This is a genomic window from Streptomyces sp. NPDC001373 (genome assembly GCF_042895815.1).
Lineage (GTDB): Bacteria > Actinomycetota > Actinomycetes > Streptomycetales > Streptomycetaceae > Streptomyces.
The window spans coordinates 45,297-64,027 of record NZ_JBIAWQ010000001.1; the positions used below are offsets into that span (position 1 = coordinate 45,297).

The 18,731-nt window shown below is 73.6% G+C and carries 13 protein-coding genes; 2 read left to right on the forward strand and 11 right to left on the reverse strand.

The genetic code is table 11. The annotated features are described in order from the left end of the window. Positions 1-95: 95 nt before the first annotated feature. From ACFY15_RS00180 to ACFY15_RS00220, 9 genes are all read right to left on the reverse strand, one after another. Positions 96-941, reverse strand: coding sequence for a GNAT family N-acetyltransferase (locus ACFY15_RS00180; RefSeq protein ID WP_390689000.1), 846 nt, complete (start codon positions 939-941; stop codon positions 96-98). A gap of 144 nt (positions 942-1,085) precedes the next feature. Continuing rightward, positions 1,086-2,243: a flavodoxin-dependent (E)-4-hydroxy-3-methylbut-2-enyl-diphosphate synthase gene (gene ispG / locus ACFY15_RS00185; protein WP_390688999.1), complete on the reverse strand. Its 1,158-nt coding sequence runs from the start codon at positions 2,241-2,243 to the stop codon at positions 1,086-1,088. Between the two features lie 176 nt (positions 2,244-2,419). Next, on the reverse strand, positions 2,420-3,721 hold the full coding sequence (locus tag ACFY15_RS00190) for a M50 family metallopeptidase (protein ID WP_390688998.1): 1,302 nt from the start codon (positions 3,719-3,721) through the stop codon (positions 2,420-2,422). Further along, the gene (gene dxr, locus ACFY15_RS00195; protein ID WP_390688997.1) at positions 3,718-4,980 is read right to left on the reverse strand and encodes a 1-deoxy-D-xylulose-5-phosphate reductoisomerase; all 1,263 of its coding nucleotides are present in this window, start codon (positions 4,978-4,980) and stop codon (positions 3,718-3,720) included. Before dxr ends, ACFY15_RS00190 begins: the two co-directional genes overlap by 4 nt. 12 nt (positions 4,981-4,992) lie before the next feature. Then, positions 4,993-6,303 carry a hypothetical protein gene (locus ACFY15_RS00200; protein ID WP_390688996.1) on the reverse strand — a complete coding sequence of 437 codons (1,311 nt, stop codon included), beginning with the start codon at positions 6,301-6,303 and terminating at the stop codon, positions 4,993-4,995. Between the two features lie 68 nt (positions 6,304-6,371). Further along, positions 6,372-8,321 carry an acyl-CoA dehydrogenase family protein gene (locus ACFY15_RS00205; protein WP_390688994.1) on the reverse strand — a complete coding sequence of 650 codons (1,950 nt, stop codon included), beginning with the start codon at positions 8,319-8,321 and terminating at the stop codon, positions 6,372-6,374. A gap of 157 nt (positions 8,322-8,478) precedes the next feature. Next, positions 8,479-9,924, reverse strand: a complete 1,446-nt coding sequence (locus tag ACFY15_RS00210) for an aldehyde dehydrogenase family protein (protein WP_390688993.1) — start codon at positions 9,922-9,924, stop codon at positions 8,479-8,481. A 134-nt stretch (positions 9,925-10,058) separates the two neighbouring features. Next, positions 10,059-11,639: a PucR family transcriptional regulator gene (locus tag ACFY15_RS00215; RefSeq protein ID WP_390688992.1), complete on the reverse strand. Its 1,581-nt coding sequence runs from the start codon at positions 11,637-11,639 to the stop codon at positions 10,059-10,061. 133 nt (positions 11,640-11,772) lie between these two features. Further along, positions 11,773-14,148, reverse strand: a complete 2,376-nt coding sequence (locus ACFY15_RS00220; protein WP_390688991.1) for an ATP/GTP-binding protein — start codon at positions 14,146-14,148, stop codon at positions 11,773-11,775. Between the two features lie 239 nt (positions 14,149-14,387). Between ACFY15_RS00220 and gabT the strand changes: the two genes are divergently transcribed. After that, positions 14,388-15,734: a 4-aminobutyrate--2-oxoglutarate transaminase gene (gene gabT, locus ACFY15_RS00225; RefSeq protein ID WP_042809935.1), complete on the forward strand. Its 1,347-nt coding sequence runs from the start codon at positions 14,388-14,390 to the stop codon at positions 15,732-15,734. A 445-nt stretch (positions 15,735-16,179) separates the two neighbouring features. Further along, positions 16,180-16,653 carry a phosphatase PAP2 family protein gene (locus tag ACFY15_RS00230; protein ID WP_390688990.1) on the forward strand — a complete coding sequence of 158 codons (474 nt, stop codon included), beginning with the start codon at positions 16,180-16,182 and terminating at the stop codon, positions 16,651-16,653. 41 nt (positions 16,654-16,694) lie between these two features. On the opposite strand, the gene ACFY15_RS00235 is transcribed toward ACFY15_RS00230, so the two are convergent. Together ACFY15_RS00235 and ACFY15_RS00240 are read right to left on the reverse strand one after the other, a co-directional pair. Next, positions 16,695-17,165 carry a hypothetical protein gene (locus tag ACFY15_RS00235; protein ID WP_390824750.1) on the reverse strand — a complete coding sequence of 157 codons (471 nt, stop codon included), beginning with the start codon at positions 17,163-17,165 and terminating at the stop codon, positions 16,695-16,697. Positions 17,166-17,307: 142 nt separating this feature from the next. Continuing rightward, complete coding sequence (locus tag ACFY15_RS00240) at positions 17,308-18,726, reverse strand: NAD(P)/FAD-dependent oxidoreductase (protein ID WP_390688988.1); 1,419 nt, start codon at positions 18,724-18,726, stop codon at positions 17,308-17,310. Positions 18,727-18,731 lie beyond the last annotated feature (5 nt).

Genomic DNA, 18,731 nt, shown 5'->3' on the forward strand with positions numbered 1-18,731 from the left:
CCTTACTGCGGGGTAGGGGCGCTCCGGTACGGCTTCCCGGACGAAACCGGCCGCCCGGCGCGGGGAGCGCGTGCGCCGGGGGACGCCGCGCACGGTCAGAACAGGACGCTCATGAACGCGCCGACCTCGCGGAAGCCGACGCGCCGGTAGGCGGCGCGCGCGGCGGTGTTGAAGTCGTTGACGTAGAGGCTGACCACGGGGGCCACGTCGCGCAGCGCGAACTCGACGACGGCCGCCATGCCGGTCTCGGAGTACCCGCGCCCGCGGAACTCGGGGGCCACCCAGACGCCCTGGATCTGGCAGGCCCGGGCGGTGGCGGCGCCGATCTCGGCCTTGAAGACGACCTTGCCGTTCTCGACGTGGGCGAAGGAGCGGCCGCTGCCGACCAGCTCGGCGACCCGTGCCTGGTAGAGCAGGCCGCCGTCCCCGGCGAGGGGGGAGATGCCGACCTCCTCGGTGAACATGGCCACGCAGGCGGGCATGATCAGGTCCATCTCGTCCTTGCGGATCCGGCGGACGAGCGGGTCGGGCGCGACGTCGGCGGACGGCTGTTCGGTGGCCATGAGGGGCTGGTGGCGGCGCACGTCGCGGGCGGGACCCCAGCTGGGTTCGAGGAGCTGCCACAGGAGCCGGGTGGCGTCGGCGGGGCCGACGATGGAGGAGCAGCGGCGGCCGGTGCGGCGGGCCCGGTCGGCGAAGGCGCGGACGGCGTCGGGGCCGGCGCAGACGGGGACCAGGTTGGCCCCGGCGTAGCACAGCGCGCGGAGCTCGCCGCCGGAGTACCAGCCCCACATCTCGCCGCCCAGGCGCCAGGGGTCGAGTCCGGCGACCTGTACACGGGAGGCGACGAAGGCGTTCTCGACCGGCTCGCGTCCGAGGATGGCGAGCGCGGCGTCCAGATCACTGGGTTCAAGGACCCGGGTGGTGGTCTGCGTCAACACTGGGGCCTCACCGTGCAAGTCTGCTGATCTCCGCACTGTACCCGCCGGGGCGCGGGGATGCCGCGTCCCGCAGGTCACGAAAAGGGCCCGGCCCCGGCCCCTCGACGGGGTCCGGGGCCGGGGCCCTGCTCACAGCCCGAGAACTCAGACGCCGATGGCGACGCTGGGCTCGCCGGAGGCGACGCCGTCCTTCTCCATCTGCTCGGCGATCTTCAGGGCCTCTTCGATGAGGGTTTCCACGATCTTGGACTCGGGGACCGTCTTGATGACCTCGCCCTTGACGAAGATCTGGCCCTTGCCGTTGCCGGAGGCGACGCCGAGGTCGGCCTCGCGGGCCTCGCCGGGGCCGTTGACGACGCAGCCCATGACGGCGACGCGCAGCGGCACGGTCATGCCCTCCAGGCCCGCCGTGACCTCCTCGGCCAGCTTGTAGACGTCGACCTGGGCGCGGCCGCAGGACGGGCAGGAGACGATCTCCAGGCGGCGCTGGCGGAGGTTGAGCGACTCCAGGATCTGGATGCCGACCTTGATCTCCTCGGCCGGGGGCGCGGAGAGCGAGACGCGGATGGTGTCGCCGATGCCCTGGGAGAGCAGGGCGCCGAAGGCCACGGCGGACTTGATGGTGCCCTGGAAGGCGGGGCCGGCCTCGGTGACGCCGAGGTGCAGCGGGTAGTCGCACTGGGCGGCGAGCTGGCGGTAGGCCTCGACCATGACGACCGGGTCGTTGTGCTTGACCGAGATCTTGATGTCGCGGAAGTCGTGCTCCTCGAAGAGGGAGGCCTCCCACAGCGCGGACTCGACCAGCGCCTCGGGGGTGGCCTTGCCGTACTTCTTGAGCAGCCTGGCGTCCAGGGAGCCCGCGTTGACGCCGATGCGGATCGGGGTGCCCGCGTCGCCGGCGGCCTTCGCGATCTCCTTGACCTTGTCGTCGAACTGCTTGATGTTGCCCGGGTTGACGCGGACGGCGGCGCAGCCGGCGTCGATCGCGGCGAACACGTACTTGGGCTGGAAGTGGATGTCGGCGATGACCGGGATCTGCGACTTCTTGGCGATCACGGCGAGCGCGTCGGCGTCGTCCTGCGTGGGGCAGGCCACGCGGACGATCTGGCAGCCGGAGGCGGTCAGCTCGGCGATCTGCTGGAGCGTGGCGCCGATGTCGGACGTCCGGGTCGTGGTCATCGACTGCACCGAGACGGGTGCGTCGCCTCCGACGGCCACGGAGCCGACCTGGATCTTGCGGCTGACCCGGCGGTCGGCAAGCTTCGTCGGCACGGACGGCATTCCGAGAGAGATGGCAGTCATCTGCTGTGCAACCCCAAGGTGTGGATCGAGGTCCCGAGATCGGCGGGCTCCGGCCTTTGAGGTTACGCCAATGCGCGGGTGCCCCACGCACCCGAGGGGGCGGCGCCACCCGAACGCAGGGAGCCGGGCACGGTGCGTGCCCGGCTCCGGTGTGCGCGGCGGTGCCGCCCGTACCGCTAGTTGATCTTGATCGGGTTGACCACGTCGGCGACGAGGACCAGCAGGGTGAAGCAGACGAAGACTCCCGCGACCACGTACGCGGCGGGCATCAGCTTCGCCACGTCGAAGGGGCCGGGGTCGGCGCGCCGGAAGACCTTCGCCACAGTGCGGCGGAGGGACTCCCACAGGGCGCCGGCGATGTGGCCGCCGTCGAGCGGAAGCAGCGGGAGCATGTTGAACAGGAACAGCGACAGGTTGAACCCGGCCAGCAGGTTGAGGAAGAAGACCAGCTGGTACTGGGCGGGGATGTCGAGGTTGAAGATCTGGCTGCTCACGCGGGCCGCGCCGACGACGCCCATGGGGCTGTCCTGCTTGCGCTCGGCCCCGTTGAAGGCGGCGTTCCACAGGTCCGGGACCTTGCCGGGGAGATCGAGGAGGGACTGGGCGCCCGCCTCCATCATCTCGCCCATGCGGGTGACGGACTGGCCGAAGGTCTGCGGGACGTAGCCGACGGCGGGGGCGAAGCCGAGGAAGCCGGCGGTGACGTACTGGTCCTTGACGTACCGGCCGTCGGCGTCGGTCTTGGCGACCTTGTTCTCGATCAGGTTCGCGTGCAGGTCGAGGCGCCGGCCGGCCCGCTCGACGGTGATGGTGGCGGGGCCGACGGTGGCGCGGATGTCCTTCTGGAGGACGGACCAGTCGCTGACCGGGCGGCCGTTGAAGGCGACGATCTTGTCCTGCGCCTGGAGTCCGGCGGCCTTGGCCGGGGCGGCCGGGTCGCCGGGGGCGCACTTGTCGCGCTTCTCGCTCTGCTGGATGACGCAGTCCGAGACCGAGCTGACGACGGTGGTCTGGGTGTTCAGCCCGAAGGTCATCAGGGTGGTGAGGAAGATCGCCACGGCGAGGACCAGGTTCATGAACGGGCCGGCGAACATCACGATGACGCGCTTCCAGGGCCTGCGCGTGTAGAAGAGCCGGCTCTCGTCGCCCGGCTGGAGCTCCTCGTACGCGGCCGAGCGGGCGTCCTCGATCATCGACCGGAACGGCGAGGTCGAGCGGGCGGTGACCTTGCCGTCGTCGCCCGGCGGGAACATCCCGATCATGCGGATGTAGCCGCCCATCGGGATGGCCTTGATGCCGTACTCGGTCTCGCCCTTCCTCCGCGACCAGACGGTCGGCCCGAAGCCGACCATGTACTGCGGCACCCGGATGCCGAAGAGCTTGGCCGTGGAGAGGTGGCCGAGCTCGTGCCAGGCGATGGAGACCAGCAGGCCGAACGCGAAGAGCACGACCCCGAGTACCGTCATCAAAGCCGTCATGCGCCCGCCTCCACGGCGGCCCGCGCCGCCATCTCCCGTGCCCGGGCCCTGGCCCAGGTCTCCGCTTCGAGGACGTCCTGGACGGTGAGGGAAGTTCCCGTCCGCGGCGTCCCGTGCTCATCGACCACTGCGGAGACCGTATCCATGATTGCTGTGAACGGCAGCCGCCCGGCCAGGAAGGCCTCGACGCACTCCTCGTTCGCGGCGTTGAAGACGGCGGGCGCGGTCCCGCCCAGGGTGCCCACGTGCCGGGCGAGGCCCACGGACGGGAAGGCCTCGGTGTCCAGGGGGAAGAACTCCCAGGTGGAGGCCTTGGTCCAGTCGAAGGCGGGGGCCGCGTCGGGGACCCGCTGGGGCCAGCCGAGGCCGATCGCGATGGGCCCGCGCATGTCCGGCGGGGTGGCCTGGGCGAGGGTGGAGCCGTCCGAGAACTCGACCATGGAGTGCACGTACGACTGGGGGTGGACGACGACCTCGATGCGGTCGAAGGGGATGTCGTAGAGCAGGTGCGCCTCGATGACCTCCAGCCCCTTGTTCACCAGGGTCGCCGAGTTGATCGTGATCACCGGGCCCATGGCCCAGGTCGGGTGCGCGAGGGCGTCCTGCACGGTGACGGAGGCGAGCTCCGCGCGGGTGCGGCCGCGGAAGGGGCCGCCGGAGGCGGTGACGACCAGCTTGCGGACGTCGGCGCGGGTGCCGGCGGCCAGGGCCTGGAAGAGGGCCGCGTGCTCGGAGTCCACGGGGATGATCTGGCCGGGCGCGGCGAGGGCCTTGACCAGCGGGCCGCCGACGATCAGCGACTCCTTGTTGGCCAGGGCGAGGGTCCGCCCGGCGCGCAGCGCGGCGAGGGTGGGTGCGAGGCCGATGGAGCCGGTGATGCCGTTGAGGACGGTGTGGCAGGGCGAGGCAGCGACCTCGGTCGCCGCGTCGGGTCCGGCGAGGATCTCGGGCAGCGGCTCGGAGGGCCCGTACGCGGCGCCCAGCGCCTCCTTCAGGGCCGGTACGGCGTCCTCGCGGGCGACGGCCACGGTCCGCACCCGCAGCTTGCGGGCCTGCTCCGCCAGGAGGGCGGTGCGGCCGCCCGCGGCGGACAGCGCGGTGACCCGGAAGCGGTCCGGGTTGCGCAGGGCCAGGTCGATGGCCTGGGTGCCGATGGACCCGGTGGACCCGAGGATGACGATGTCCCGGCGGCCGGCCGCGGCGTCGAAGAGGAGGTGCGGGTCGGCGAGGGGGGCTGGACTGTCGCTCATGCCCCCCATTGTTGCCGCTCCTCAGGGGCGCTTGGACACGGAGTCCCCGTCCGTGACCCGGGCGAGGAGTTCGGGCAGGGTGCCGGCGAAGTCGGGCAGGGCGCGGGCGGCACGCCACCAGGCCTCCGGGTCGTGGCCGAGGGCCGCGTCGAAGAGCCGGTCGGCCTCGGCCCGGGCGGCGAGCACCGCGGCCGGGCGGTCGTGGCGGTCGGGGTGGCCGATGTCGCCGAGCCACTGGTCCTCGTCGAGCGCCCAGCAGGCGGGGACCTTGTGCCGGATGACGTCGGCTCCGGTGAGCAGGGAGCGGTCCAGGCAGTCGCGGACCCAGCGGACGTCCTCGGAGGCGGTGTCCATCGGCACGGCCAGGCTCACCAGGGCCAGCTCGCGCTCCCAGGCCCCGACGGGCTCGGCGGGAGCCGCCTCCGGGGCGAGGTGGCGTACGGCGCGGGCCAGCGCCGGGTCGTGCCGTACGGCGCCGGGCTCGGCCGGCGTGCCCGCGGCCAGGGCGTCCGCCAGCTCGGGCAGGGTGCCGCGGAACCCTGCGCCGCGGCGGGGCAGTTCGGCCCACAGACCGGGGTCCTCGCCGAGCAGTGGGCGCAGGGCGCGGTGCACGGCCGACTGCATCTCGGCCTGTTCGGGCAGGCTCCAGCGCAGGCCGCGGGTGACGGGGAGGTGCCCGAGCAGCAGGGTGTGGGCGGCGGGGGCGACGTGGGCGACGAGCTCGTCGCAGGTCAGCAGGCCCATGCGGACGGCGCGGACGGCGGGCCGGTACCAGTGGCGCCCGTACGGCCGCCCCTCGCGCGCGTCGAGCAGTGCGAGGCACTCCCGCCGGGACAGCCCGCCCGCCAGCAGCAGCGCCTCGACGGCGCCGGGCGGCAGCGGGTCGCGGGCGTGCTCGCGGAGCAGCCGCCCGGGGTCGAGGTCGTGCGGCATGCGCAGCAGGGTGAGCGGGATCCGGGGGCGGCGGCCGTGGCGGCGCAGCAGGGCGGTCAGCTCGTCGGTGGTGAAGGGGCCAGGGCCCACCTCGGCCAGCAGCTCGGGCGAGGGGCCGGGCCGGGCGGCGTACCGGGCGGCGCCGGGCAGGCCCGGCAGGGGGCGGCCGACGACGTGCGGGTTGCGGGCGATGTAGTGCCGGTCGGCCTCCGTGCCGTGGCGCAGCAGCAGGGTGACGGCCGCCGCGGGCAGCCATTCGTCGCGGCACAGGTACTTGCGCACGGGCTCGTCGAGCCGGTCGAGGAGGGCGGCGACGACGTGGTGCGGTGCGTGGCGCAGCAGGTGCGCGACGCACCGGGCCAGCCTTCTGCTGGCCCGGTCCTCCTCGGCCGTCGGCATCGTCCTCGTCCGCCTCGCGCTCGTACCCGTGCTCGCACATCCGTCCGAACCATGCCGATGATGGCAGGTCAGCGCAGGGGACGGTGAACGTTTTTCCTCGCGGACGGGCCGGGGGCGGCGTCCGCGATCCACGGGCCGTCGCCGGAGGGGTCGAGGACGCCCTCCTCCAGCCAGGTGTAGGTGCCGGACAGGACGCCGCGGACGACCTTGCCGTCGAGGTCGTCGGTGTTGGCCCAGAGGCGGCCGAAGAGCTCCTCGACGCGCAGCCTGGACTGCCGGCAGAAGGCGTCGGCCAGCTGGTAGGCCTCGCGGCCGTGGTCGCCGGTGGCGCGCAGGTGCTCGGCGCGCACGCAGGCCGCGCTCATCGCGAAGAGCTCGGCGCCGATGTCCACGATCCGTCCGAGGAAGCCCTGCTTGGTCTCCATGCGGCCCTGCCATCGGGACATCGCGTAGAAGGTCGAGCGGGCGAGTTTGCGGGCGCCGCGCTCCACGTAGCGCAGGTGGGTGGCGAGGTCGGGGTGGCCGGCCGGGTGGAACTCGCGGTAGGCGCCGGGGACCTGGCCGGGACCGGCGGCGAGCCTGGGCAGCCAGCGGGCGTAGAAGCCGGCCGCGCGGGCGCCCGCCCTCGCCTTCTCGCCGAGGTCCTTGTCGGGGTCGATGAGGTCGCCGGCGACCGACAGGTGGGCGTCGACGGCCTCGCGGGCGATCAGCAGGTGCATGATCTCGGTGGAGCCCTCGAAGATCCGGTTGATGCGCAGGTCGCGCAGCAGCTGCTCGGCGGGCACGGCCCGCTCGCCGCGCGCGGCGAGCGACTCGGCGGTCTCGAAGCCGCGCCCGCCGCGGATCTGGACCAGCTCGTCGGCCATCAGGCAGGCCATCTCGGAGCCGTAGAGCTTGGCGAGGGCGGCCTCGATGCGGATGTCGTTGCGGTCCTCGTCGGCCATCTGGGAGGCGAGGTCCACCACCGCCTCCAGGGCGAAGGTGGTGGCCGCGATGAAGGAGATCTTGGTGCCGACGGCCTCGTGCCGGGCGACCGGGCGGCCCCACTGCTCGCGGACGGCGGACCACTCGCGGGCGATCTTCAGGCACCACTTGCCGGCGCCCACGCACATCGCGGGCAGCGACAGCCGTCCGGTGTTGAGGGTGGTCAGGGCGATCTTGAGCCCGGCGCCCTCGGGGCCGATCCGCTGGGAGGCGGGCACCCGGACCCGGTGGAAGCGGGTGACGCCGTTCTCCAGGCCGCGCAGGCCCATGAAGGCGTTGCGGTGCTCGACGGTGATCCCCGGCGAGTCGGCCTCGACGACGAAGGCGGTGATCCCGCCCCGGTGGCCCTCGGACTTCGGTACCCGGGCCATCACCACGAGCAGGTCGGCGACCACCCCGTTGGTGGTCCACAGCTTCACCCCGTCGAGGAGGTAGGAGTCGGGGTCCTCGGGGTCCGGGACGGCGGTGGTGGCCAGCCGCGCCGGGTCGGAGCCCACGTCGGGCTCGGTCAGCAGGAAGGCGCTGATGGCGCTGGTGGCACAGCGGGGCAGGTAGGCGTCCTTCTGCTCCTTGGTGCCGAACATCTTCAGCGGCTGGGGCACGCCGATGGACTGGTGGGCGGAGAGCAGGGCGCCGATGGCCGGGCTGACGGAGCCGACGAGGGCGAGCGCCTTGTTGTAGTACACCTGGGTGAGGCCCAGGCCCCCGTACTCGGGGCTGATCTTCATGCCGAGGGCGCCGAGCTCCTTGAGCCCGCGCACCGTCTCGTCGGGGATCCGCGCCTCACGCTCGATGCGCTTCCCGTCGATCTCGTTCTCGCAGAAGTCCCGCAGCCGGGCGAGGAAGGCCTCGCCGCGCCGGACGTCCTCGTCGGCGGGGAGCGGGTGGGGGTGGATCAGGTCGAGCCGGAACCGGCCGAGGAAGAGCTCCTTGGCGAAGCTGGGTTTGCGCCAGTCCTGCTCCCGGGCCGCTTCCGCGACCTGCCGTGCCTCGCGCTCGGTCACCTTGGGCTGTACGGGCTGTGTTGCCGACATCCGGGTCCTCACCTCGCCGCATCGGGGGCTGCCGATCGGTTGCGTGTGAGTCGTACCCGTTTCGGGCGCCGGGGATTCGGGGGGTGTGGCAAAAGGGGGACGGCCGGAGCCCCCGCACAGTAGGCTCCGGCCGTCGGTCCGTGACCGTACGAGTCGGTCAGATGTCGAGGCCCGTGAGGACCAGGACGCGCTCGTACGTGTAGTCGTCCATCGCGTAGCGCACGCCCTCGCGGCCCACGCCGGACTGCTTGACGCCGCCGTACGGCATCTGGTCGGCGCGGTACGACGGGGCGTCGCCGATGATCACACCGCCGACCTCGAGCTCGCGGTGGGCGCGGAAGGCGACCTGGACGTCGCGGGTGAAGACGCCGGTCTGCAGGCCGAACTTCGAGTCGTTGACGGCGGCGAAGGCCTCGTCGGTGTTCTCGACCCGGGTGATGGTCAGGACCGGGCCGAAGACCTCCTCGGTGGCGAGCTTGACGCCCGCCGGAACCTCCGCGAGGACGGTCGGCTCGACCGTCGCGCCGTCGCGCTTGCCGCCGGTGAGCAGCTTGGCGCCGGCGGAGACGGCCTCGTCCACCCAGGACTCGACGCGCTTGGCGGCGTCCTCGGAGACCAGCGGGCCGACGTCGGTGGCGTCGTCCGCCGGGTCGCCGGTGACCTGGGCCTGGACCTTCGCGACGACCTTCTCGACGAGACGGTCGTAGACGGAGGCGTCGGCGATCACGCGCTGCACGGAGATGCAGGACTGGCCGGCCTGGTAGTTCGAGAAGGTCGCGATGCGGGTCGCGGCCCAGTCGAGGTCGGCGTCGGAGGACCAGTCGGCCAGGACCACGGCCGCGGCGTTGCCGCCGAGCTCCAGGGTGCAGTGCTTGTGGGGCACCGACTGCTGGATGGCGTAGCCGACGGTGTCGGATCCGGTGAAGGAGATGACCGGGAGGCGGTCGTCCTTGACCAGGGCCGGCATCTTGTCGTTGGCGACCGGCAGGACGGACCAGGAACCGGCCGGCAGGTCGGTCTCGGCGAGCAGCTCGCCCAGGATCAGACCGGAGAGCGGGGTGGCCGGGGCCGGCTTCAGGATGATCGGCGCGCCGACGGCGATGGCGGGGGCCACCTTGTGGGCGCACAGGTTCAGCGGGAAGTTGAACGGCGCGATGCCGAGGACCGGGCCCTTGACGAAGCGGCGGGTCAGGGCCAGGCGGCCGACGCCACCGGCGTCGGTGTCCAGGCGCTGGGCCTCTCCGCCGTTGAAGCGGCGGGCCTCTTCGGCGGCGAAGCGGAAGACGGACACCGCACGGCCGACCTCACCGCGCGCCCACTTGATCGGCTTGCCGTTCTCGGCGGAGATCAGCTGGGCGATCTCCTCGGTGCGCTCGACGAGCCGCTTGGACACGTGGTCCAGGGCGGCGGCCCGTACGTGGGCGGGCGTCGCGGAGAACTCCGCCGTCACGGCGTACGCCGCGGCCACGGCCTCTTCCACCTGGGCGTCGGTGGGCACGCTGACGGTGCCGACGAGCCGGCCGTCCCACGGGTTGTGGACGTCGAAGCTGTCCTCGCCGGTGGCCTGGCGGCCGGCGAGCCAGAAGGCGTGGGTGGAAGTCATGCGAATCCCGGCCCTTCGTTGGTGCGGTGGTCCTTGTCCCCACCACGGTAGGTCTCCGCGGCCGATTCACGGTTTATCCGCGTTGGAGAACCTCCACGCACCCCTGCGCCGCTTTGTCAGTGTCGCGACGCCACTCAGCGCTGGGCCGGGCTGGCCTTCAGGGCGAGCCACAGCTCCATGCGGACGTCCGGGTCGTCCAGGGAGCGCCCGAGGATCTCCTCGACGCGCTTCATCCGGTAGCGCAGGGTGTGCCGGTGGACGCCGAGGTCGGCGGCGGCCGCGTCCCACTGCCCGTGCCGGGCCAGCCAGGCCTGGAGCGAGGCGACGAGGTCGCCGCGGCCGGTCGCGTCGTGCTCCCGCAGGGCCCGCAGGGTGCCCTCCGCGAACGCCCGCACCGCGTCGTCGGCCAGCAGCGGGAGCACCGACCCCGCGGCGAGGTCCTCGTGCTCGACCAGGGGCCGCCCGCGCCTGCGGGCCACCGCCAGCGCCTGGTCGGCCTGCTTGAACGCGGCGGCCACCCCTTCGGGCCCGGCCGGCGCCGAGAGGCCCACGACCAGCTCGTCCGGCTCCGGCCCCGCCGCCTCGCGCCCGCGCCGGGACTCCAGCGCCTCGGCGTGGTCCGCGCACGCCTGCACCGCCGCACCCCCGTCGGCGGCGAGCACCACGAGCCGTCCGGGCTCCGGCACCACCAGCAGCGCCTCCCCGGTCCGCGACGCGGCCGACTCCACCGCGTCGGCCAGCAGTGCCAGCCCCTCCGGCTGGGCGGTCCCCGCCAGGGCCGGCTCCGCGACGACGATCCGGAACGGCGCCTCCAGCAGGGCCCCGTAGAGGTCCCCGGCCACCGCCCGGGCGTGCTCCGCCTCCCCCTCCAGCAGCATCCGCAGCACCGCCGCCCCGAGCCGGGACTCGGCGTCGTGCAGGGACCGCGAGCGCTCGGTGGTCAGGGTCAGCAGGGCGACGGCGGAGTGCACCGCGTACCGCTCGGCGGTGCCCAGCGGGGCTGCCGTGCCCACGGCCAGGGCGCCCCGCGCCCGCCGTCCGGTGCCGAGGGACTGGAGCTCGACCCGGTCCTCCGCACCGCCGACCACCGCACTGGCGGGCGCCGGCCGCTCGCGCAGCCGCTCCACGTCCGAGGTGAGCCGGGCGGCCCGCCGCGCGGCCCAGTCGGGGGCGGCGGCGACGACGGCGCCGGAGGTGTCGTACAGAGCGGCCCAGCCGTGCACGTGGGCCGCGAGCTTCGCCAGCAGGTCGGCCGGCCCGTCGGAGGACAGCGCGGCCCGGGTCAGCTCGCGCTGCGCCTCGAAGCCGGCGGTGACGGCCCGGTACTGGTCGGCCGCGAGGGCCGCCGAGACGGCCTTGCTGATGGCGAGGAAGGGGGTCCGGCGGGGGACCTCCAGCAGCGGCAGGTCCTCCTCCCGGGCGGCCTGGACCAGCGCGTCGGGGACCGCGTCGTAGGTGACGCCGACGGCGAAGCCGATGCCGACGACGCCCGCGGCCGCGAGACGCCGTACGTAGCGCCGCATCTCCTCGGGGTCGTCGGCGTCCAGCTTCATGGCGGTGACGAGCAGCAGCTCGCCGCCCTCCATATAGGGGACGGGGTCGGCGAGCTCGCTGACGTGGGCCCAGCGCACGGGCGTGTCGAGGCGGCTCTCCCCCGCCCGGACGCTGAGCTTGAGCGCCGAGTGCTGGACGAGCGAGGCGAGGGTGAGCGGCATCGGTACCAGGGGCCTTCGGGGGAGGGCGGGGAGCAGCGGGCGGGGCGTCCTCGATCCTGGGCTCCCGGGTCCGGGGAATTCTCCAAGTCGTATGAACGACCCCTCTCGATTCTGCCACCCCGTACGGGTTCGCTCAGCCCGTTCCGGCCAGCCGGAGCAGAATCGGAGCTGCGCGTTCCCCCCGGATGGAGGTCAGGGAGAGCACCGCGCACCCGGGCGGCACGGCGTGCGCCAGCTCGGAGGCGGACCAGCGCTCGCGCTCCACCTGGCGCACGGTGACCGCGTCGGTGGTCACCGCCTTGCCGGTGACCATCTTGCGGAATGCGTGGATGGCGCGGGTCAGCGGCTGGTCGGCGAAGACGGTGCGGTGGGTGACGTCGCGGGTCTCGACCCACTCGGTGCCCCAGGCCTCGGCGAAGCGCCGGCCGTCCCAGGTGGTCACCCCGGAGAACGCCATCCGGCAGCCGACCGCCCCGAGCAGCGGCGTCCGCAGGGCCTCCGGCACGTCGTCCAGCGAGCGCAGCGCGAGCAGGACCCCGGCGTTCGCCGAGCGCAGCCGCTGAAGCCCGCGGACGGTCTCCGGCGTCAGGGTGTGGGAGGCGTCGTCGAGGGCGAGGAAGGCGAAGAGCGACCGGTCGGCGCGGGCTGCGGCGGAGGCGTTGAACTGGGCGAGCAGCAGCCGGGCCAGCATCCGCGAGGCGTCGGCGTGACCGCGCTCGGGCAGGTCCACGCGGACCCGGACGGGGTGTTCCAGGGCGCGCAGCGAGAACGGCCGCCCGCGTCCGGTGGTGTCGAAGAAGCCGGCGAAGGCGGGCCGGTCGAGCAGGGCGATCCGGTCGGCGAGGGCCGGGCCGGGGTCGCCGTGGGCCCCGTACTGGCGCTCGCGCGCGTCGAGCTCGCGGAGCATCGCCTGCTGGCCGGCGCCCTCCAGGGCCTGGCGCAGGGAGGTGACGGCGGTGGGCACCCCGTCGAGCAGCTCGCGCAGCTCGGGCACGGCGGGGAAGCGGCCGTGCGCGGCGCGGAACGGGCCGAGCAGCTGGGCGAGGGCGGTCGTGGCGCGGCGTACGTCGGTGCCGGGGACGTCGGCGACCAGGGCCTCGGCGAGGAGGGCGGCGGCCTCGTCGCAGTCGCCGGTGCCGCCGTAGAGGTCGAGGTCGTGGACGGAGTCGGGGTCGCCGACGCGGACCACGATGTCGTAGGCCTCGTCGGGCCCGAGCCGGGACCCGGCCGCCCCGACGGCGATGACGGCGGCCTGCCCGGCCAGCGCCTGGAGCGCGAGCGACTCGACGACGGGCCGCACGAGGCGGGCGGTCTTGCCGCTGCCGGAGGGGCCGACGGCCAGCAGGGAGGTCCCGAGGACGTCGGGGCCGAGGGCGAGGCCGGTGCCGCGGCGGGCGTAGGGGTTGCGCTCCCCGTCCTCGACGGTGCCGAGCAGCACCTGGCGGGCGAGGAGGTCGTGCCGGGCGGCCCGGACCGGGAGGTCGCGGTCGCCGGAGGGGTGGACGCAGGCGGCGGCGCCCTTGTCGCGGACGGCGTCGGCGAAGGCCGAGAGCCGGGTGGGGTCGGCCCGCACGGTCTCCCAGGCCCGCCGGATCCGCGCGTAGTCCACGTCGTTCATCCCCCCGCCCCGCACCTCCCCCCCGAGCCTCTCGGCCACCTCGGCAAGCCCGGCATCCCGCAACTCGGGCCAGAGGGCGGGGTCGGCGGGCGAGCCGGGCTCGACCGGGCTCGGTACACCGGCCGGGACATCCCGCCCGCCCGCCGCGGCCTTGGCCGCGGGCCGGCGCAGCGCGGGCCACAGGAAGGCCAGCACGATCAGTACGGTGACGACCGTGTCGGCCTGGGCCATCGTGGAGTTGTTGCCGTCCGGGTCCCCCGGGACCAGGGGCAGGAACGGGTAGACGACGAGCCGTACGGGCAGCGCGTACTGGGCGACCAGCCAGATCGTGATCAGGCATGCGACGGCGGTCACCCCGGCCTGAACCAGTCGGCCGCGCACGACGACCAGGCTCCGCCACACCGCCGCCCAGGCACCCAGGCGTCCGAATCCGTAGAGCAGGGCGGCGTCGAAGAGGAGCTCGTAGAGCGGCTGTGCCACCTCGCCGCCGGTCGTCTTGACGGGGGCCCCGGTGAACGGCGCCCACCACGCGTCCGGCGTGAAGAGCTTGAGCGGCACGGTCCAGTACGGCAGGTACTCGTTGCGCATCAGCGACCAGACGAGCACGCAGGCAAGGGCCGAGATGACGGCGCCGCTGATCAGGGAGCGACCGGAACCCGCCTCCGGCTCCTCATCGGCCCGCGGCACGTAGCCGAAGGCCCAGATCCCCGGGCCGGCCTGGTTGCGCGGGGTCCGCAGCCAGTCGGCGAAATCCTGGCCCGCGCCGTACCCGGAACCGGCGCCGACCGCCGGCGCGTGCCGGGGTTTCGGGGGGGCCGTGGCGGGTGGCGCCGGGCGGGGGACGTGCCCCGTACGGGTCGCCTGTCCGTCGTAGGTGCCCTCGCTGTCCATGAACCCCTGCCCCCTGCCGTTCCTGTAACGCCGCGGCGCTCAATCTAGTGCCCGGCCCCCCACTTGGGCCCGTACCCCGGCATGATCCACGGACCACGCGCCGCGCCCTTCCTATGGCCGTCACGGACAAGGACACGCGGGCACCACTCCCTAACGGAGCATGCCTTACCCCCTCCCCCGGGCCTAGCCTGCGGACAAAGACACAAGTGCGTCCGAAAACACCCCCCAGGGAGCCCTCTATGACCGCTGTCCCGCAGGAGCGCCGCATCGTCACCGCGATCCCCGGCCCCAAGTCGCAGGAGCTTCAGGCCCGCCGCCTTTCGACGGTGGCCGGCGGCGTGGGCTCCGTGCTCCCCGTCTTCACGGCGCGCGCGGGCGGCGGCATCATCGAGGACGTCGACGGCAACCGCCTGATCGACTTCGGCTCCGGCATCGCCGTGACCTCCGTCGGCGCCTCCGCCGAGGCCGTCGTGCGCCGCGCCTCCGCGCAGCTCGCCGACTTCACCCACACCTGCTTCATGGTCACCCCCTACGAGGGCTACGTCGAGGTCTGCGAGGCCCTCGCCGAGCTGACCCCCGGCACCCACGCCAAGAAGTCGGCCCTGTTCAACTCCGGCGCCGAGGCCGTCGAGAACGCCGTCAAGATCGCCCGCGCGTACACCAAGCGCCAGGCCGTCGTCGTCTTCGACCACGGCTACCACGGCCGCACGAACCTGACGATGGCGCTGACGGCGAAGAACATGCCGTACAAGCACGGCTTCGGCCCGTTCGCCCCCGAGGTCTACCGCGTCCCGGTCGCCTACGGCTACCGCTGGCCCACCGGTGCCGAGAACTGCGGCCCCGAGGCCGCCGCCCAGGCGATCGACCAGATCACCAAGCAGATCGGCGCCGAGAACGTCGCCGCGATCATCATCGAGCCGGTCCTCGGCGAGGGCGGTTTCATCGAGCCGGCCAAGGGCTTCCTCCCGGCGATCGTGAAGTTCGCCAACGAGAACGGCATCGTCTTCGTCGCCGACGAGATCCAGTCCGGCTTCTGCCGCACCGGCCAGTGGTTCGCGTGTGAGGACGAGGGCATCGTCCCGGACCTGATCACCACCGCGAAGGGCATCGCGGGCGGTCTGCCGCTCGCCGCCGTGACGGGCCGCGCCGAGATCATGGACGCCGCGCACGCGGGCGGCCTGGGCGGCACCTACGGCGGCAACCCGGTGGCCTGCGCCGGCGCGCTCGGCTCCATCGAGACCATGAAGGAGCTCGACCTCAACGCCAAGGCGAAGAACATCGAGTCCATCATGAAGTCCCGCCTCTCCGCGATGCAGGAGAAGTACGACATCATCGGCGACATCCGCGGCCGCGGCGCCATGATCGCGATCGAGCTCGTGAAGGACCCGGCGTCCAAGACCCCGTTCCCGGAGGCGGCCGGCGCCCTCGCCAAGGCCTGCCACGCCGAGGGCCTGCTCGTCCTCACCTGCGGCACCTACGGCAACGTGCTCCGCTTCCTGCCGCCGCTGGTCATCAGCGACGAACTGCTGAACGAGGGCCTGGACCTCATCGAGGCGGCGTTCGCGGCCATCGGCACGGACGCCTGAGCGACCGGCCGAACAGAGGAGCCCGCCGGTACCGCCGGTAACGGTCGGGCCCTGTGAAGAAGCTGTGGGGGGCCGATGACAAGAGGCCGTTCCTGCTGTCGGTCCCCCCTCGGCTGCCGTACGGTTTCTGCAGATGAGTGAGACAGACCGCTCCCGGGAAACCGGGGGCGACACCGGTACCGGGCTTCCCCAGCGCCGTACTGGGCATGCGTTCGCGCACACTCCTCTCCGATCGGACGGCCGTCCGCCCCAAACCCCCCGGGGCGCACGGCAAGCCGGTCCGGCCGGCCGTCCCGGAACCATCCCCCCTGTTCCGGGACGGCCGGCCTCATTCCTCCCCCTCCTTGCGACGGCCGCGTGCGCCGTCCTCTTCGCCCTGATCACCTGGCAGGTCCTGGTCCGCGGACCGCTGCTGACGCCGGATCGGGCGCTGAGCCGCGCCCTGGTGCGCACCGTCCCCGACGCGGTCACCGAGCGCCTCGCGGACCTCGGGAACGTCCCGGTGGCCGTTCCCGTCCTCGCCCTGGCCATCGCGTACGCCGTCCGGAGCGGCCACCGGCTCGCCGCCCTCGCCGCCGGCCTGGCGATGGCCCTGGTGCCCGCGCTGATCGTGCCCCTCAAGGAGTGGACCGCCCGCCCGGGCCCGCTGGAGCCCTGGGCCGCCGGCTACTACCCCTCGGGCCACACGGCCACGGCCTTCACCGCCTACACGGCCGCGGCCCTCCTCCTCACCCCGCACACCCGCCGCCGCTGGCCCCTGCCCGCCGCGGCCGCCCTGACGGCCCTGACCGCGACGGGGCTGGTCCTGCGCGGCTTCCACTGGCCCCTGGACGTCCTGGCCAGCCTGCTGATGTGCACCCCGCTGCTGCTGGGCGTGCGCCGGGCGGCCGGGCGGAGCACGCGTCGGCGTTCCGGCTGAACTCCCGGCCGCCGCATCGGTCCTGGCGGGCCCCGGCGGCTTCACGCACGGCCGCGCGTGCGCTCCCGCGCCAGGGTTCTGCCCGCTGCCTCGTGCAGGGCGAGTTCCAGCAGTGCCGGGTCGGTGAGGGTGCCCCGGCCGTCGGGCAGGTGCAGCCAGTGCGGGCCGCCCGTCGTCCGGCCGGGGTACGGGACCGCGATCCAGCTCCCGCGCCCCGCGCCCCGGACGCCCGTGCCGATCCAGCAGGAGGCGGTTCCCGCGGGCACGAAGAAGCCCAGGCGGCCGGTGGTGCGGGCGGCGAGCACCGGGCCGGGCGGGGCCGGCAGCCGGCGCAGGACACCGAGGGCGGCCCGGCCCAGCTCCCCCGGGGTGACCAGGAGGTCCCAGAGCCGGCCGGCCGGCAGGAGGGCGACCCCGAGGGGGTCGCCCTCCCACTCCCACCGGCAGGCGTCGGGGTCCGGCGCCGCCGCCACCAGCCACTCCACTGCCGTCATGGTCCCCGGGAACGCCATCGCCCGGCCTCCGTTCGTCTCGCGGTGAGGGTTTCTCACCGGGAGAGAGCGGGGCCGGGCGGCGTTATGACGCGGGTCGGGCCGTTCCGTGGAGGTGAAGCGGGTCACGGCCCCGGCGCGGGAGCGCACGGGGCCGTGACCGTCAGCTGTCGAAGCCGAGGCCGAGGCGGTCCAGCGTCTTCAGCCACAGGTTGCGGTGGCCGCCCCGGGCGTCGGCCCGGGCCAGCGACCACTTGGTGAGGGCGATCCCGGTCCAGGCCAGGGGCTCGGGCGGGAAGGGCATCGGCTTGGACTTCACCATCTCCAGCCGGGTGCGCTCGGTGGAGAGCCCGTCCAGCAGGTCCAGCATCACGTCCGCGCCGAAGCGGGTGGCGCCCACCCCGAGCCCGGTGTAGCCGGCGGCGTAGGCGACCCGGCCGGAGTGCGCGGTGCCGAAGAAGGCCGAGAAGCGGGAGCAGGTGTCGATGGCCCCGCCCCAGGCGTGGCTGAAGCGCAGGCCCTCCAGCTGCGGGAAGGCGGTGAAGAAGTGCTCCGCCAGCTTGAGGTAGGTCTCCGGGCGGTGGTCGTACTCCGAGTCGAGCTTCCCCCGGTAGGGGTAGATCGCGTCGTAGCCGCCCCACAGGATCCGGTTGTCGCGGGTGATGCGGAAGTAGTGGAACTGGTTCGCGCTGTCGCCCAGCCCCGGCCGGTTCTTCCAGCCGACGGAGGCCAGCTGCTCCTCGGTCAGCGGCTCGGTCATCAGCGCGTAGTCGTACACCGGGACGGTGAACGGGCGCACGCGCTTGACCAGCGACGGGAAGATGTTGGTGCCCAGGGCGACCCGGCGGGCCAGGATCGTCCCGTAGGGGGTCTCCACCGTCATCCCGCGCCCGGCCCGCGCCATCCTGAGGCCGCGCGTGTTCTCGTAGATCCGCACGCCCTGCTCCAGGCAGGCCCGCTTCAGGCCCCAGGCCAGTTTGGCGGGGTTGAGCATGGCGACGCCGTCGCGGTCCCACAGGCCCGCGAGGAAGGTCGGCGAGTTGACCTCCGCGCGCAGGGCCTCGCCCTCCAGCCATTCGGAGCCGTCGGCGAGGCCCAGCTTGCGGGCCTCCTCGTGGAGTTCGCGCAGCTCCTCGACCTGGTGCGGCTCGGTGGCCACGTCGATCTCGCCGGTGCGCTCGAAGTCGCAGTCGATGCCGTAGCGGGCGACCGCCTCCTCGATGGCGTCGAGGTTGCGGGCGCCGAGCTCCTCCAGCTTGGCCAGCTCGCCGGGCCAGCGGGCCAGTCCGTTGGCGAAGCCGTGGGTGAGGGAGGCGGCGCAGAAGCCGCCGTTGCGGCCGGAGGCGGCCCAGCCCGCCTCCTTGCTCTCGATCAGTACGACGTCCCGGCCGGGGTCGCGCTCCTTGGCGAGGAGCGCGGTCCACAGCCCGCTGTAGCCGCCTCCGACGACCAGCAGGTCGCAGCGCTCGTCGGAGGTGAGGGCCGGCTGCGGGTCGGGGCGGCCGGGGTCGTCCAGCCAGTACGAGACCGGCTTCGCTTCGGAAAGGGATTTCGCAACACTACGCATGGCGACTGGGGCCATGGCTT